17 protein-coding genes are annotated in these 14,298 nt (G+C 59.6%); 11 read left to right on the forward strand and 6 right to left on the reverse strand.

The genetic code is table 11. The features are described 5' to 3' along the window. Position 1: 1 nt before the first annotated feature. A complete protein-coding gene (locus B9Q17_RS01510) occupies positions 2–667 on the reverse strand; it encodes a transglycosylase SLT domain-containing protein (protein ID WP_482805296.1) in 666 nt (221 codons plus the stop codon). A 153-nt stretch (positions 668–820) separates the two neighbouring features. On the opposite strand from B9Q17_RS01510, the gene B9Q17_RS01515 reads away from it, so the two are divergent. Beyond that, positions 821–1,642: a DUF2059 domain-containing protein gene (locus tag B9Q17_RS01515; RefSeq protein WP_094623820.1), complete on the forward strand. Its 822-nt coding sequence runs from the start codon at positions 821–823 to the stop codon at positions 1,640–1,642. 60 nt (positions 1,643–1,702) lie between these two features. On the opposite strand, the gene B9Q17_RS01520 is transcribed toward B9Q17_RS01515, so the two are convergent. Further along, on the reverse strand, positions 1,703–1,981 hold the full coding sequence (locus tag B9Q17_RS01520) for a peptidylprolyl isomerase (protein ID WP_022987955.1): 279 nt from the start codon (positions 1,979–1,981) through the stop codon (positions 1,703–1,705). 194 nt (positions 1,982–2,175) lie between these two features. On the opposite strand from B9Q17_RS01520, the gene B9Q17_RS01525 reads away from it, so the two are divergent. From B9Q17_RS01525 to B9Q17_RS01540, 4 genes are all read left to right on the forward strand, one after another. Then, complete coding sequence (locus tag B9Q17_RS01525; RefSeq protein ID WP_094623821.1) at positions 2,176–3,762, forward strand: ABC-F family ATPase; 1,587 nt, start codon at positions 2,176–2,178, stop codon at positions 3,760–3,762. Positions 3,763–3,941: 179 nt separating this feature from the next. Next, on the forward strand, positions 3,942–4,505 hold the full coding sequence (locus tag B9Q17_RS01530) for a DUF1415 domain-containing protein (RefSeq protein ID WP_094623822.1): 564 nt from the start codon (positions 3,942–3,944) through the stop codon (positions 4,503–4,505). Next, positions 4,505–5,242, forward strand: a complete 738-nt coding sequence (locus B9Q17_RS01535) for an AzlC family ABC transporter permease (protein ID WP_094623823.1) — start codon at positions 4,505–4,507, stop codon at positions 5,240–5,242. The genes B9Q17_RS01530 and B9Q17_RS01535 overlap by 1 nt, the downstream gene beginning before the upstream one ends. Then, a complete protein-coding gene (locus B9Q17_RS01540; protein ID WP_094623824.1) occupies positions 5,232–5,543 on the forward strand; it encodes a branched-chain amino acid transport AzlD family protein in 312 nt (103 codons plus the stop codon). Before B9Q17_RS01535 ends, B9Q17_RS01540 begins: the two co-directional genes overlap by 11 nt. Before the next feature lie 33 nt (positions 5,544–5,576). Here B9Q17_RS01540 and B9Q17_RS01545 read toward each other — a convergent pair whose 3' ends face one another. After that, complete coding sequence (locus B9Q17_RS01545) at positions 5,577–6,740, reverse strand: GNAT family N-acetyltransferase (protein ID WP_094623825.1); 1,164 nt, start codon at positions 6,738–6,740, stop codon at positions 5,577–5,579. A gap of 58 nt (positions 6,741–6,798) precedes the next feature. Continuing rightward, entirely contained in the window at positions 6,799–7,155 is a 357-nt protein-coding gene (locus tag B9Q17_RS01550) for a hypothetical protein (protein ID WP_058341413.1), read from the reverse strand. A gap of 165 nt (positions 7,156–7,320) precedes the next feature. Between B9Q17_RS01550 and B9Q17_RS01555 the strand changes: the two genes are divergently transcribed. The 6 genes from B9Q17_RS01555 (at position 7,321) to B9Q17_RS01580 (ending at position 12,197) form a co-directional block, all read left to right on the forward strand. Continuing rightward, positions 7,321–8,010, forward strand: a complete 690-nt coding sequence (locus B9Q17_RS01555; protein WP_022987962.1) for a response regulator transcription factor — start codon at positions 7,321–7,323, stop codon at positions 8,008–8,010. Beyond that, positions 8,007–9,323, forward strand: a complete 1,317-nt coding sequence (locus B9Q17_RS01560; protein ID WP_094623826.1) for a sensor histidine kinase — start codon at positions 8,007–8,009, stop codon at positions 9,321–9,323. Before B9Q17_RS01555 ends, B9Q17_RS01560 begins: the two co-directional genes overlap by 4 nt. Next, positions 9,320–9,925 carry a YigZ family protein gene (locus B9Q17_RS01565; RefSeq protein WP_094623827.1) on the forward strand — a complete coding sequence of 202 codons (606 nt, stop codon included), beginning with the start codon at positions 9,320–9,322 and terminating at the stop codon, positions 9,923–9,925. Before B9Q17_RS01560 ends, B9Q17_RS01565 begins: the two co-directional genes overlap by 4 nt. A gap of 75 nt (positions 9,926–10,000) precedes the next feature. Continuing rightward, complete coding sequence (locus B9Q17_RS01570; RefSeq protein WP_022987965.1) at positions 10,001–10,528, forward strand: DUF4136 domain-containing protein; 528 nt, start codon at positions 10,001–10,003, stop codon at positions 10,526–10,528. A 19-nt stretch (positions 10,529–10,547) separates the two neighbouring features. Further along, a complete protein-coding gene (locus tag B9Q17_RS01575; RefSeq protein WP_058341409.1) occupies positions 10,548–10,907 on the forward strand; it encodes a translation initiation factor Sui1 in 360 nt (119 codons plus the stop codon). A gap of 36 nt (positions 10,908–10,943) precedes the next feature. Next, on the forward strand, positions 10,944–12,197 hold the full coding sequence (locus B9Q17_RS01580; protein WP_094623828.1) for a D-amino acid dehydrogenase: 1,254 nt from the start codon (positions 10,944–10,946) through the stop codon (positions 12,195–12,197). Positions 12,198–12,259: 62 nt separating this feature from the next. Here the strand turns inward: B9Q17_RS01580 and B9Q17_RS01585 are convergent, their stop codons facing one another. Both B9Q17_RS01585 and B9Q17_RS01590 read right to left on the reverse strand, forming a co-directional pair. Continuing rightward, entirely contained in the window at positions 12,260–13,906 is a 1,647-nt protein-coding gene (locus B9Q17_RS01585; RefSeq protein ID WP_094623829.1) for a fatty acid--CoA ligase, read from the reverse strand. A 48-nt stretch (positions 13,907–13,954) separates the two neighbouring features. Beyond that, entirely contained in the window at positions 13,955–14,287 is a 333-nt protein-coding gene (locus tag B9Q17_RS01590; protein ID WP_022987969.1) for a Na+/H+ antiporter subunit G, read from the reverse strand. Positions 14,288–14,298: the final 11 nt, after the last annotated feature.

A 14,298-nucleotide genomic window follows, 5' to 3' on the forward strand; every position in this document is an offset into this window, starting at 1 on the left:
CTCAACGTTCAGCGGAACAGAAGGGCCAGAACTGATACCACCGCCAGCACTGGAACTCGGCTTCGCAGGTTTGCAGCTGGTTGTGGTACCGGAAGGCCCGGTTCTGAACCCTCTGCGCGAGGGACTTGATGGCCGGTTTCTGGTCAAAGGATCGCCGGGCATAGCCGCCGCGGCCCTCGTGGTAGGCAAGATACAGCTGCGCGGGCGCGGTCAGGGCAATGCCCAGGTGCCGGTGGCTCAGCTGGTTGTACCAGCCCACGAAATCCAGCGCATATTCCATGTCTGTGCGAACGGTTCGCCAGCTGCCATCTGTGGCAATCAGGTATTCACCCCAGGCCGGGTCCAGGGCCTGGGCATAGCCCAGCGCGGTGGTGGGTCGTTTCCACGGAATCAGCCCCCAGAGCCGGGTGCGGGGAGGGCGGGCGTGGCTGCGAAAGGATGATTCGTAATAGACAAACGCCAGCTGGGTAGCCACAGGCGTGCCCCATTTCTCCTGTGAGGCCCGGGCGTAGTCATACCAGACGGTATGTTCGCGGAAGATCTCGCAGATGTTGTCCGTGTTGGACGGCGGGTCGGGCGCCAGCAGGCTGAAACGCAGCGTTGCCCAGATGCCGATGACCAGGCCGAGCAGGGGCAGGCCATACCAGCTCACCCGTGAGCGCCACACATTAAAACGCTTGTTGCGGTTTTTTCGGGGTTTTCTGGTCTTTTTCCGACTCATCCCTACCAAACTGTCATCTCCGAAGCCCCACGGACGCTTGCCCGGGCGCCTGTTGCCGTGTCATAAACAGGGCGATTCGATCATCAGGATAATAGAGAAATGCGACTGAACTCCCTAGTTAAACCTCTTTTAATCACCGGCTTTATGCTTGCGGGCACGGCCCAGGCTGCGCCTGATGCCAGGGAGGTTCTGGAAGCATCTCCGGTAGATGACATTGTGGCCCAATACCCGGAGATGATGAGCCGGGGTATTCAGGACGGCCTGAAACAGAGTGGCCAGGTGCCGCCCATGGTGGCAGACAGCATCGGGTTTCTGGTCAGCAACAGTTTTCGTGCAGCCGATATAGAGCAAAGGGTTGTCGCCAACCTGGAAGCTGCCCTGACACCGGAGCAGCTGGAAGAGGTGCACGGCTGGTACCAGACACCGGTGGCAGGCAAGATCGCCGAGGCGGAAATCGCCGCGTCCGCACCGGCAGCCTGGCCGGAGATTCGCAGCCGGGCGGAAGAGCTGAACAAACGCTACCAGGGTACGGCCCGGGAAAAGCTGTTTGATCGCTTCGATGCGGCGTCACGGGCCACCGAGAGTGCAGTGGATACCACCATCGCCGTTCAGCTCGGGTTGGGTACCGCCATGGCGGCCCTGAGCCGGGATTCGGTGCACCACGAAAAAATGCGCGAACGGCTGGAAAGCCAGCGCCCGGCTTTGCGGGGCATGGTGGGCCAGCAAGTCTACGATGGCTATCTGTTCACCTATCGCGACATCAGTAACCAGGAAATGAACCTGTATCTGGATTTTCTTGAAAGCGAGGCGGGCAGGAGTTTCACCCGGGTGGTCACAAACAGTGTTCAGCAAGCCGTCATCGAACCGGTTGAAAGCATCGGAGCCCGGCTGGCGGCGTTTGGGAACTTCGGCGGGGAGTAGGGCGTTTACGTTTTAACCGGAACAGTGCCGCCTGCGCGATGCACAGGCGGCCGGCAAACCTTAGCTGCGGGAAGTCACTTCCAGCAGGTGGTAGCCAAACTGGGTCTTGATGGGGCCGATCACGGTGTTCAGATCGCTGCTGAACACGGCCTTGTCAAACTCGGGCACCATCTGGCCCGGGCCGAAAGAACCCAGGTCGCCGCCATTGCGGCCAGACGGGCAGGATGAATGCTGCTTCGCGACTTCCGCGAAATCCTGGCCACCTTCGATCGCTTTTTTCAGTTCTTCACACTTGGCTTCGCTGTCTACCAGAATGTGGCGTGCAGTTGCTTGTGCCATGATCAATATCCTGTAGTTGGATGACGGGTGTATGGACGGAAACGTCTGACACGAATGCTGCCCGCACCGGGCGCCAGAGGCAAGCGCTTTTTGTCGGTGTTTCTGCGGTCTCACAGTCTGCCTTGCAAACCTGTACAATGCGCGGTTTCTCTTCGCCGGCGTTGTCCCGGCCCTTACGTTTGCAGGTTCTTTTCTTGATCTCCACCGCCAATCTCACCATGCAGTTCGGGGCCAAGCCCCTGTTTGAAAATGTTTCTGCCAAGTTCGGCAACGGCAACCGTTACGGTCTGATCGGTGCCAACGGCTGCGGCAAGTCCACCCTGATGAAGATTCTGGGTGGCGACCTGGAGCCCTCGGCCGGGCAGGTCATGCTGGAGCCGAACATCCGCCTGGGTAAGCTGCGCCAGGATCAGTTCGCCTACGAGGATTGCACGGTGATGGACACCGTGATCATGGGGCACGAAGAACTGTGGAATGTGAAGAAAGAAAGGGACCGCATCTATTCCCTGTCGGAAATGAGCGAAGAAGACGGCATGGCCGTGGCGGACCTGGAAGTGGAATTCGCCGAAATGGACGGCTACACCGCCGAATCCCGCGCCGGCGAACTGCTGCTGGGCCTGGATATTCCGTTGGAGCAGCATGAAGGGCCCATGAGCGCCCTGGCCCCGGGCTGGAAACTTCGCGTGCTGCTGGCCCAGGCCCTGTTCTCTGACCCGGACGTACTGCTGCTGGACGAGCCCACTAACCACCTGGATATCAACACCATCCGCTGGCTGGAAAATATCCTGGTGGCCCGCAACAGTACCATGATCATCATCTCCCACGACCGCCACTTCCTGAACAGTGTGTGTACCCACATGGCGGACCTGGACTACGGTGAGCTGCGCCTGTTCCCGGGCAACTACGACGAATACATGACCGCCGCCACCCAGGCCCGCGAGCGCATGCTGTCAGATAACGCCAAGAAGAAGGCCCAGATTGCCGAACTGCAGCAGTTTGTCAGCCGCTTCTCGGCCAACGCTTCCAAGGCCAAGCAGGCCACCTCCCGCGCCCGCCAGATCGACAAGATCCAGCTGGAAGAGGTGAAGCCGTCAAGCCGGGTGAGCCCGTTTATCCGCTTCGAGCAGGGCAAGAAACTGCACCGCCAGGCGGTCACCCTGGTAGGCCTGACCAAGGGCTTCGACGAAGGCCCGCTGTTCAAGAACCTGGATTTGCAGATCGAAGCCGGCGAGCGTGTGGCCATCATTGGCCCTAACGGTATCGGTAAAACCACTTTGCTTCAGTGCCTGGCCGGTGCCTCCGAGCCGGATGCCGGCGAGGTGAAATGGACCGACAGCGCAGAGGTGGGCTACTTCGCCCAGGACCACACCGCCGATTTCGCCCGGGACGACACCCTGACCGACTGGATGGCTCAGTGGACCACCGGTGGCGAGCAGCTGGTGCGCGGTACTTTGGGGCGGATGCTGTTTTCCGGGGATGATATCGGTAAGTCGGTGAAGGTGATTTCCGGTGGTGAGCAGGGGCGGATGCTGTTTGGTAAGCTGATTCTGCAGAAGCCGAATGTGATGCTGATGGATGAGCCCACCAACCACTTGGATATGGAGTCCATCGAGGCGCTGAACCTGGCGCTGGAGAATTATCCGGGGACGCTGATTTTTGTCAGCCACGACCGGGAGTTTGTTTCTTCGTTGGCTACGCGGATCATCGAGTTGAAGGCTGATGGCATTACCGACTTCAGTGGCAGTTATGATGATTATCTTCGGAGCCAGGGTTACGTTTAAGTATTAAACATGGGGTGCCGGCACGGGTGTGGGTTGGGCCTTCCAAAACACGCTCGTTCGGCACGTCCGTGTGACGCTTGAGCTCCGCCATCCATGGCTCCGCACAGTTTTGGAAGGCCCAACCCACACCCGCGCTCGGACTTCGGAGCTGTATTCAGACACAAGCAAAGGCAACTATTTTGAATGAATCTCAGGTTATTAACGCCACACGCAAGTGGGTCGAAGATGTAGTCGTTGGCTACAACCTGTGCCCCTTCGCCAAGCGGGAGCTGGTCAAGAACCGGGTTCGGTTCACGGTGACAGAGGCGAAAAACGAAGACGACCTCCTGCAGGCCCTGCACGCGGAATTGCAGCGTCTGGAAGACGAACCGGAGATCGAAACTACGTTGCTGATTCATCCGGACGTGCTGCAGGATTTCTACGCCTACAACGAGTTTCTGGACGCGGCTGATGCGTTGCTGGCCTATCTGGAGCTTGAGGGCGTTTACCAGATCGCCAGTTTCCACCCGGATTACCAGTTTGCTGAAACCGAGCCGGGGGCTGCGGAGAACTACACCAACCGGTCTCCGTATCCTATGCTGCACTTGCTGCGGGAAGCGAGTCTGGAGGCGGCGATTGATGGTTATCCGGATGTGGACGGGATTCCTGATCGCAATATTGCGCTGATGAATGAGCTCGGTGCGGAGAAGATGCGGGCGATTCTGACGGGTTGTTTTGATAGCAGGGGCGAGGGTCAGGGTTGATGTCTGGCGGGCACTATTCCTACCAGTTTCAGGCGAGCAGGGTGCGGGCGGAGTTTTTCCGGCTGCTGCCCATTTCGTTGTTTGTGGTGGCGTTTGGTGCAGCTTTCGGCCTGGCGTCTACCCAGGAGGGGTTGTCGCCGCTTGAAACGATTCTGATGAGCGCCACGGTGTTTGCCGGGGCTTCGCAGTTTGGTGCGCTGGATTTGTGGGGCGCAGAGGTGTCTGTGCTGCCGATGATGGTGGTGGTGTTTGCCATCAACTCCCGCCACCTGTTGATGGGCGCTTCGCTGTATCCGATGTTGAAGCAGGTGCCGCCCGGGCGACGGTACGGTCTGATGCTGCTGCTGACGGATGCCAACTGGGCGGCCTGCGCCCAGGACTACCAGAATGGTCGTCACAATCTGGAGGTGATTGTGGGCGGCGGTCTGGTGCTATGGCTGGCGTGGGTTTTGGGTACCGCGCTGGGGGTGTATTTCGGTGGCCTTATGCAGAACCCGGAGGCATTCGGGCTGGATATGGTGCTGGGATGTTTCTTGCTGACGATGGCATTGGGCGGCCGGAAATCACCCCGGGTTCTGGTGGCCTGGCTGGTGGCGGCGGTCAGTGCGCTGGCGGCCTGGAAATGGCTGCCGCCGAACATGCATGTGGTGGTCGGAGCGCTGGCTGGCGGCTTGATCGGGTTGTTCTGGCTGGAGCCCAAGGCAGGTTCAGGCAAGGAGGTGGCGAGTGACCATTGAAACCACCTCCGCCGGCGTACTGGCGCTGATTGCCATTATGACAGTGGTTACCCTGGTCACCCGCTTCGGCGGTGTGTTCCTGATGTCGTTCGTGCGCATCAATCCACGGGTCGAGAGTTTTATCAACACCATGGCCAGCTCGGTGTTGATCGCCATCATTGTGCCTATGGCGGTAGACGGTGATCTCGGGGCCCTGGCTGCGTTGGTGGCCACCGCGGTAACCATGTTGGCTACCCGAAAACCTTTGCCGTCAATTACTGTCGGCCTGCTTGCTGCGGCACTGGTGCGTTACCTGGGTTAGAGCGCGCGAGCCCAGTTTCAGAGTCGTGGTACCTCAGGGTTGTTCGTTGCGGTAGGGCAGCAGGGTTTGTGATTCGGCAAAATAGGCCTGCACGTGTTCGGATTCCTCGCTACAGAAATCAGCGATAGCCTCCCGGAAACCCGGGTGCAGAATGCCATGCCAGGAGTGGGTGATCACCGGTTCGAAGCCCCGCACCAGTTTGTGTTCGCCCTGGGCGCCGGCGTCGAAGTGCTGGAGCCCCAGCTCCAGGGCAAGTTCGATGCCCTGGTAGTAGCAGGTTTCAAAGTGCAGATGATCATACTCTTCCAGGCAGCCCCAGTAGCGGCCGTAGAGGGTGGTTTCACCGGCCAGGAACAAGGCGCCGGCAATCATCTCGCCATGGCGCACGGCCATGATGATGTGCAGGTGCTCCGGCAGGTGTTCCCGCAGCAGTTCGAAAAAGGCCTGGTTCAGGTAGGGTGCCTGGCCTCTTTTCAGGTATGTGGCCTGGTAGAACACAAAGAATGCCGACAGCACCTGGTCGGAGATGTCCCGGCCGTGGAAGGTGTGAAAGGTAATCTCCTGATCCGCCACTTGCCGGCGTTCCTTGCGGATGGATTTGCGCTTGCGGGAAGTCAGTGCCGCCAGAAAGTCTTCAAAGTTCTGGTAACCACGGTTGTGCCAGTGGAACTGGCAGCCGGTGCGGTGCAGTTCCCGGTCGTGGCCAAGCAGGGCCTGGTCCGGCGCATCCGGAAACAGCAGGTGCCAGGAATGGGCGCCCAGCTGCTGGGTCAGATTGCCCAGTAACTGATCGAGCAGGGCGGGCGTAAGTTGCGCCCGTAACGAAGCATCCAGCAATAACCTTGGCCCCTGTGACGGGGTAAACGGAATGGCGATCAGCAGCTTCGGGTAATAGGGCAGCTGGTAACGCTGGTAGGCTTCGGCCCAGCTCCAGTCGAACACGTATTCGCCCCTGGAGTGGTTTTTCAGGTAGGCCGGGGCCAGGCCGCAGATCTTGCCTTGCACGCGAAAAACCAGGTGGCAGGGTGTCCACCCGGTTTCGGTACGGGTACAGCCGGAATCTTCCAGCGCCTGAAAGAATTCGTAGCGCAGGAAAGGATTGCTGCGCCCGGCCAGCCGTTGCCAGTCGTCACGGGGAATGTCCGTGATGCTGGCGCAGGTGGTCAGGGTGATGTCAGGTAAGGCGGGTTCTGCCATGGTTTTGGGTAAGCTCTGTTAACTTTCCCTATACCATACGACAGAACCCGGCTTGTGATCACTTCTGGGCGTTACCGCAGCGCTTTTCCATCTTCTGCTGCCACTTGCCCATACGCTCCTGCTGCTTTTGCTGACGCTCCTGGTGGATCTCGTCCCAGATCTCGCGCTGCTCGTCAGTCAGCTTCAGGCGGTCGGCCATTTCAGCCCGGTATTTCTGCATTTCGGCCTGGCGCTCTTCACGGTACTCGGCGCTGAACTTGCCTTTGCCTTCGCGGAAGTTCTCGCACATTTCTTTCTGGTCCCATTTGCCACCCTGCTTCTTCATGCCCTGATCCTGGGCCATAGCTGCGGGGCTGGCGGCGAACATGGCGGCCATCAGTACGCCGGCGGTCAGTAAGGATGTTTTTGCTTTCATGGTTGTTGCCTCATCGGTTGGTGTTCCTGTGGTGATCATAGTACGCCGGTGCAACGTCAGTTGGTGTCAGGCTGGTGTAAAGGTTCGGTAAAGGCAAATGCCTGGCCGTCAGCCGTGCCCGGGCGCCGTGTTAGACTGTTGCCGGGCAACAGGAGAGAAACGGATATGCAGAACCGGGTACTGCTGGTTGAAGACGATGACGAACTCAGGGAACTGCTGTCGCAGTATCTGACCACCCAGGGTTTCAGCGTGCGCGAGGCCGCCAACGGCCGTGACGGACTGGCACTGGCGTTGGCCCACGATTGTGACATTGTGGTTCTGGACATCATGCTGCCGGATATCAATGGCCTGGATGTGCTGCGTGAACTGAGAGCCGAAACCCATTTGCCGGTGATTCTGCTGACCGCCCGTGGAGACGAAACCGATCGTATTGTCGGCTTTGAAGTGGGTGCTGACGACTACATCCCCAAACCCTGTAACCCCCGTGAACTGGTCGCCCGCCTGCAGGCGTTGCTGCGCCGTATTGCCTGGGACCAGAAAACCGATGTGGATGCTACCCGAACCTATGGTGACTTGCGGGTAGAACCGGGGCAGCGGCGTATTTACCAGGATGACGCTCCGCTGGAGTTAACTGCCACCGAATACGAAGTGCTGCAGGTGTTGCTGGCCCATGCCGGCAGTGTGGTGCGCAAAACCGACCTGATGCAGTGGGCCCTGGGCCGCCGGCTGGAGGCTTACGACCGCACCCTGGATATGCACATCAGCAACCTGCGCAAGAAGCTGGGGAACGATGATCCGCCTCGCATTGAAACTGTGCGGGGGCTGGGTTACAGCTATCGGGTACCGGCACAATGAAGTCATTCATGTTCCCGCTGTTCTGGCGGATATTTATTTCGATCTGGCTGGCGATGGCCGTTACCGTTGTGGCCAGTAACCTCGCCACCCGTTACCTGCTGGATCGGGAGCGGCAGGCCATTGAACGGCAGGTTGGCTTGCATGAGATCGCCCGGGAGGCCCTGAACCTTCGCAATCGGGAAAACCGCGGCGAAATGTGGCGGTTCCTGCGGTCAGAGGGCGAGCGCCTTGACCTGCACCTGATGCTGATCGAGAAAGAAGAAGGGCATCGCGGGCTGCCGCGCAATATCCGTGAGCGGATTCAGTCGGGCTGGTACCCCAACAAGCCGGCACTGATTAACCTGGAGGAAGGCTACCAGCTGGTTGCCTGGCCCCGGATGGGTGGCGACGGCTGGCTGGACCCGAGGTTGTTCCGTTTCCTGGAATTTGCACTGGCGTTTGTCCTGATCTCCCTGGCCTGCTGGTGGATTGCCCGGCTGGTATCCAAGCCCCTGAAACATATGGAGAGCACCGCCCAGGCCATTGCCGCCGGCGATACCCGGCTGCGGGTGCCTCAGCGTATTGCCCGGCGGCGTGACGAGGTGGGGCAACTGGCGACCGCCTTCAACGCCATGACCGACCGGCTGTGCCAGTTACTGGAACGCCAGAACCATCTTCTGCGTGATATTTCCCATGACCTGAGAACACCCCTGGCCCGGCAACGGGTGGCCATAGAGTTGGCCAGTGACACCGGGGCAGACCCCGCCATGATGGCCAGTATCCTGCGCCAGAATGAGCGGCTGGAAACCATGACTGGTCAGATTCTGACGCTGTACCGGGTGTCGGAGAATGGTGACGCTATGGAGCGGGAACCGGTGCAGCCACTGGAGTTGATCAACCGGGTCCTGCAGGATGCCGCGGACTTTGCCGCACAACGGGGTGTGGACTGCCAGCTGGATGCTACCGACGCTTCCCGTGCGGTGTCGGTACGGGGCGATGCCGGATTGTTGCAGCGGGCGTTTGATAACGTGCTGCAGAATGCCCTTGACCACACGCCTTCGGGTAAATCCGTGCGGGTGTCAGTGTCGGCCCCCGATGGCAGTCTTCAGGTGGATATTGCCGATGACGGCCCGGGCGCTCCGGAGGAACTGCTGCAGCACCTGTTCGAGCCGTTCTTTCGCGCGGACAAGTCTCGGGGTGGTAAAGGCTGGGGCCTTGGCCTTGCGATTGCCCGGGACATCGTAGCGGCCCATGGCGGAACAATTACCGCCCGGAACCAGCCCGGGGGTGGGCTTGAGGTAAACATCCGGTTGCCGGTTGAGAGAGTATCATGAGTAAAGATTACCCGGTCCCGTCAGGATACCTTGAGCGGGAAACGGAAGTGAAAAAAAGCCGTTTCATTGCCCGCGTGTACCCGGTGAGCAGCCGGGACGAGGTGCGCGAGCACGTTGCCCGGGCCCATGCCGACTTTCCGGACGCCCGGCACGTTTGCTGGGGATACCAGATAGGCCGCCCCGGCTCGGCAGCGGAAGCCGCCATGAACGATGATGGTGAACCCTCGGGCACCGCCGGTAAGCCCATTCTGAACGTGATCCAGCACAAGGATATGGGCGATGTGCTGGTGATCGTGATCCGCTATTTTGGTGGTATCAAACTGGGCGCCGGCGGCCTGGTGCGCGCCTACGCAGGCGCTGCCGAGAGTGTGTTGTCGGAAGTTGGCCGTACCGTGCAGCAGGCGCGGGTGCTGGCGGATGTGGAACTTGGCTTTGCCGATGAACAGCCGCTACGGCACTGGTGCGACGGCCACGAAGGCACCATTGAAGACATTACCTACAGTTCCCGTGTGAATGCCCGGGTGTCGGTGCCGGAAGTGCGGCAGGCGGAGTTTGCCGCCTTCTGCGATGCCCAGAAACTCGATTACCGTTTTGACACATAGAAGTTAGCAGCATCCGGCTGACCGTTTGCCGGCGTATACTGCATCAAGCGGCCAATTAAACAGGGGAGAAGAGCGATGCGTATTCTGTTCGTAGCAGCAATGGCGCTGGTTCTGGCCGGTTGTGCCAGCAATGTCGTGACCGACTACAATTCGGCAACCGTGTTCGGTAACTACGCCAGCTGGGCCTTTGCGCCAAACCAGCAGGATTCCGGTTTTACCTCGCTGGATGACAGCCGGGTTCGTAATGCCATTGAGCGTGAATTTACCCGCAAGGCGATGAAAAAGCTGCCCGATACCGAGGCCGACTTGCTGGTGAGCTGGCAGATTGTTCCGGAAGAACGCCTGGAGCAGGTAGGCGTCGGGCTGGGTTTCGGCTTTGGCCGGGGTAACTTTGGCTGGGCCCTGTCGGCACCGCCTCCCGTGCGTGAAATCACCGAAGGCAAGCTGGTGGTTGAGCTGGCCGACCGGCGCAACGAAGAAGTGGTCTGGCGCGCAGCCAGTCGTCGCTACCTGAATGAAAACCAGTCTCCGGAAACCCGGCGCAAGCTGATCGACGAGGTTGTCTCCGAGATGTTTTCCAAATACCCTCCGGGCCTGAACTGATCAGTACACGGGATCAACAATGGGTATGAAGAACAGAAACGGCGGCCTGGTATTTTCCACTGAAACGGGCCGCATGTGCCCGGAGTGCCGGCAGCCAGTGGCCGAGTGCACCTGTGGTCAGCCGGAACGACCGGCCGGTGACGGCGTGGTGCGGGTAAGCCGGGAAACCAAGGGTCGCAAGGGCAAGGGTGTAACGCTGATTACCGGTATTCCCCTGAACGACAAAGAACTCAAGGCCTACGCCAAAGTGCTAAAAGCCAAATGTGGCACAGGTGGTACAGTAAAAGACGGCGTGGTGGAGATTCAGGGCGACCAGCGGGACCTTCTGGTGCCCTTGCTTGAGCAAAAGGGGTGGACGGTTAAAAAGGCCGGCGGCTGACGCTTCACCATATTCAGAAGTTGAGGGGAGGCAGGTATGCACATAGTGGTCATGGGCGCGGGCGTTGTTGGTATCACAACGGCCTGGTTTCTGCAGCAGCAGGGGCACCAGGTAACGGTTGTGGATCGCCAGGCGCAGGCCGGCCTTGAAACCAGCTATGCCAATGGTGGCCAGATTTCCGTATGCCATGCCGAGCCCTGGGCTAACCCCTCGGCGCCCCTGAAAATCCTGAAATGGCTGTTCCAGCCCGAAGCCCCGCTGCTTTACCGGCCCCGCCTGGATCCCTACCAGTGGCGTTGGGGGCTTTCCTTTCTGACTCAGTGTACGTCTGCCCGGGCGGCCCATAATATCCGCCAGATGGTGAATCTGGGCACCTACAGCCGAAGCCAGTTGCAGGCTCTGCGTAAAGAGTTGGATCTGGACTACGACCATCTCGAGAAAGGCATTCTGCATTTTTACACCAGCCAGCAGGAATTTGATGCCGCCATGGAGCCGGCGCGAATTATGCGGGAGCTGGGCTGTGACCGGCAGGTAATTGACGCAGACCGCGCGGTGGAACTGGAGCCGGCATTAAAAGATGTTCGCCAGCGGATTGCCGGTGCCACCTACACCGCCGATGATGAAAGCGGCGATGCCCGGAAATTTACCCAGGCCCTGGCCCGCCGTTGCGCCGAAGCAGGCGTGGAGTTTCGCTACGGCACCGAGGTGCTGGGGTTCGACAAGGCGGGGGACCGGATACTCGATGTTCAGACGTTAACTGAAGGCCGGCACCAGGTTCTGCGAGCCGACAGTTACGTACTCTGCCTGGGGAGTTTCAGTGCAGTGCTGGCCCGGCGTCTGGGTTTGTTCCTGAATATTTATCCGGCCAAGGGCTATTCGATCACCGTGCCGGTAAAAAATCCGGACGCGGCATTCCAGGTAAGCCTGACCGATGACGAGTACAAACTGGTGTATTCCCGGCTGGGTGACCGTATTCGGGTGGCTGGTACGGCCGAGCTGAACGGCTACACCCGGAACCTGGACTTCATCCGCTGCCGGGCGATCGTGCGCAGGGCGGCCGAGATCTTGCCGGGGGCGGGACACTGGGACCAGGCCGAGTACTGGACAGGCTTGCGGCCAACGACGCCCTCCAACGTGCCCTATATTGGCAAAAGCCATTTCCACAACCTTTACCTGAACACCGGCCACGGAACCCTGGGCTGGACCCATTCCTGCGGCTCGGCCGCGGCCCTGGCCGATATCGTGGCTGGCCGCACTCCGGAGCTGGACTTCACCTTCACCGGCCTCTGATTTTTACCCACAAAAAAGCCGGCGCCTGAAAAACAGACACCGGCTTTTTTGGGGTGGGTGGATCAGTCCGTCAGCTGGTCCCGGATCAGCTTCTTGTTGATCTTGCCAACGCTGGTTTTCGGAATGTCTTCCACGAAGTCGATCTGCCCGGGAATGGCCCACTTGTTGATGTCGCCACTGTCCACAAACTGCTGCAGGTGCTTCTGGATGTCTTCCAGCCCGATGTTCTCGCCGGGTTTCAGGGTAACCAGGGCATAGGGCCGTTCGCCCCATTTCTCATCCGGTACACCCACTACGGCGGCACCGGCAACGGCCGGATGCTGGCTGATCAGGTTTTCCAGGTCCAGGGAGGATAGCCACTCGCCACCCGTCTTGATCACATCCTTGATGCGGTCTTTGATGGTCAGGGTGTTATCCGGCTCCATGGAGGCCACGTCGCCAGTGTGCAGCCAGCCACCTTGCCACAGGTCTTCGCCCTTCTCAGGCTCCTTGAAGTAGCTCTGGGTCAGCCAGGGCGCACGGGTAACCACTTCGCCCTTGGCTTCGCCGTCGTGGGGTACCGGGTTGCCATCCGGATCGACAATTTCCAGTTCGACCATGGGCACGGCGATACCGGTTTTCACCCGGATGGCGGTTTGCTGTTCCAGCGGCAGGTCCAGGTCTTCCGGCTTCAGGTGCGTGGTGCTCAGCAGCGGGCAGGTTTCCGACATGCCGTAACCGGTGTACATGTGAATGCCGAGCCTCGCCGCCGCGTCGCACAGGCCTTTGGTCAGTGCGCTGCCACCAATGAGGACGTGCCAGTTGCTGAGGTCGGCAGTTTTGATGGACTCGGTGGCCATCATCATCTGCATGACGGTTGGCACGCAGTGCGACATGCTTACCCGGTGAGTCTTGATCAGGTCGACCAGCAGCTCCGGCTCGTAGCGGCCCGGATAAACCTGTTTGACCCCCAGCATGGTGGCAGCATAGGGCACACCCCAGGCGTGAACGTGGAACATGGGGGTAACCGGCATATACACGGAAGACGAGCGCAGCAGGGGCATTTCATCATAGGCGGAAATGCTGCCGGTCATGGCCAGGGTGTGGAGCACCAGCTGGCGGTGGCTGAAGTAAACGCCTTTGGGATTACCGGTGGTGCCGGTGGTGTAGAACGTAGTGGCTACGCTGTTTTCGTCAAAGTCAGGGAAGTCGAACTGGTTGTCGGCCTTTGCCAGCAGCTCTTCATATTCGCCCAGCGTGTCGATAGAGGTGGCCTTGGCGCTGGCTTCGTCGGTGACCTGAATCCAGGTTTTGACGGTTTTGATTTCATCTTTCACGCTTTCGATGATCGGCATGAAGTCATCATGCACCAGCACCACATCGTCTTCTGCGTGGTTCATGGTATACACGATCTGCTCCGGCGACAGCCGCACGTTTACCGTGTGCAGGATGGCACCGATCATCGGGATGGCAAAGAAGCATTCCAGGTAGCGCGGGGTATCCCAGTCCATGACCGCCACGGTGTCGCCCGGCTTCACGCCGGCATCGGTCAGGGCGTTGGCCAGCCGGTGAATGCGGTCAACCAAATCCTTGTAGGTGTACTTGCTGCGGTTGGCATAGACGATTTCCTGGTCCGGATTGTAACGCGGGCCGGACATCAGCAACCGTTTGATCAGCAGCGGATACTGGTAGGCATTGTCGGCAGGTTTAAGAATCCGTGTCTGTGCCATCTATGAATACCTCTTGTCGTTGTAATGGGTGTTCGGGGTATTACGTTGTTATTGATCCCAGGGTTTACCCCGGGTGTTATCCATGGTTTTCACACCAATGTGCATGGCCGCCTTGGCCAGCATGTTGGCGCTGACCGGGGCGGTCAGGAACAGGAATACGGTGATCAGTATTTCAGAGATGCCGATGCCCTGGCCAGTACTCGAAAAGTAAACCACGGAACTGAGCATCACGGCGCCCACGCCCAGTGTGGTGGCCTTGGTAGGGCCGTGCAACCGGGTAAAGAAATCCGGTAACCGGGCCAGGCCGATGGCGCCGATCAGGGTGAAGGCCCCCCCGATGATCAGCAGCGCCGAGATGGTGTATTCAGCTAACGGGCTCATGGTTGTCCTCC

It is taken from the genome of Marinobacter vinifirmus (genome assembly GCF_002258215.1).
Classification (GTDB): domain Bacteria; phylum Pseudomonadota; class Gammaproteobacteria; order Pseudomonadales; family Oleiphilaceae; genus Marinobacter; species Marinobacter vinifirmus.

Bases quoted from the DNA above. Each gene is read 5' to 3' on its own strand.
- B9Q17_RS01570 (WP_022987965.1), top strand. From the start codon at position 10,001: ATGCGTATTCTGTTCGTAGCAGCAATGGCGCTGGTTCTGGCCGGTTGT.
- B9Q17_RS01555 (WP_022987962.1), top strand. From the start codon at position 7,321: ATGCAGAACCGGGTACTGCTGGTTGAAGACGATGACGAACTCAGGGAA.
- B9Q17_RS01515 (WP_094623820.1), top strand. From the start codon at position 821: ATGCGACTGAACTCCCTAGTTAAACCTCTTTTAATCACCGGCTTTATG.
- B9Q17_RS01575 (WP_058341409.1), top strand. From the start codon at position 10,548: ATGGGTATGAAGAACAGAAACGGCGGCCTGGTATTTTCCACTGAAACG.
- B9Q17_RS01520 (WP_022987955.1), bottom strand. From the start codon at position 1,981: ATGGCACAAGCAACTGCACGCCACATTCTGGTAGACAGCGAAGCCAAG.
- B9Q17_RS01565 (WP_094623827.1), top strand. From the start codon at position 9,320: ATGAGTAAAGATTACCCGGTCCCGTCAGGATACCTTGAGCGGGAAACG.
- B9Q17_RS01560 (WP_094623826.1), top strand. From the start codon at position 8,007: ATGAAGTCATTCATGTTCCCGCTGTTCTGGCGGATATTTATTTCGATC.
- B9Q17_RS01580 (WP_094623828.1), top strand. From the start codon at position 10,944: ATGCACATAGTGGTCATGGGCGCGGGCGTTGTTGGTATCACAACGGCC.
- B9Q17_RS01585 (WP_094623829.1), bottom strand. From the start codon at position 13,906: ATGGCACAGACACGGATTCTTAAACCTGCCGACAATGCCTACCAGTAT.
- B9Q17_RS01550 (WP_058341413.1), bottom strand. From the start codon at position 7,155: ATGAAAGCAAAAACATCCTTACTGACCGCCGGCGTACTGATGGCCGCC.
- B9Q17_RS01545 (WP_094623825.1), bottom strand. From the start codon at position 6,740: ATGGCAGAACCCGCCTTACCTGACATCACCCTGACCACCTGCGCCAGC.
- B9Q17_RS01535 (WP_094623823.1), top strand. From the start codon at position 4,505: ATGTCTGGCGGGCACTATTCCTACCAGTTTCAGGCGAGCAGGGTGCGG.
- B9Q17_RS01590 (WP_022987969.1), bottom strand. From the start codon at position 14,287: ATGAGCCCGTTAGCTGAATACACCATCTCGGCGCTGCTGATCATCGGG.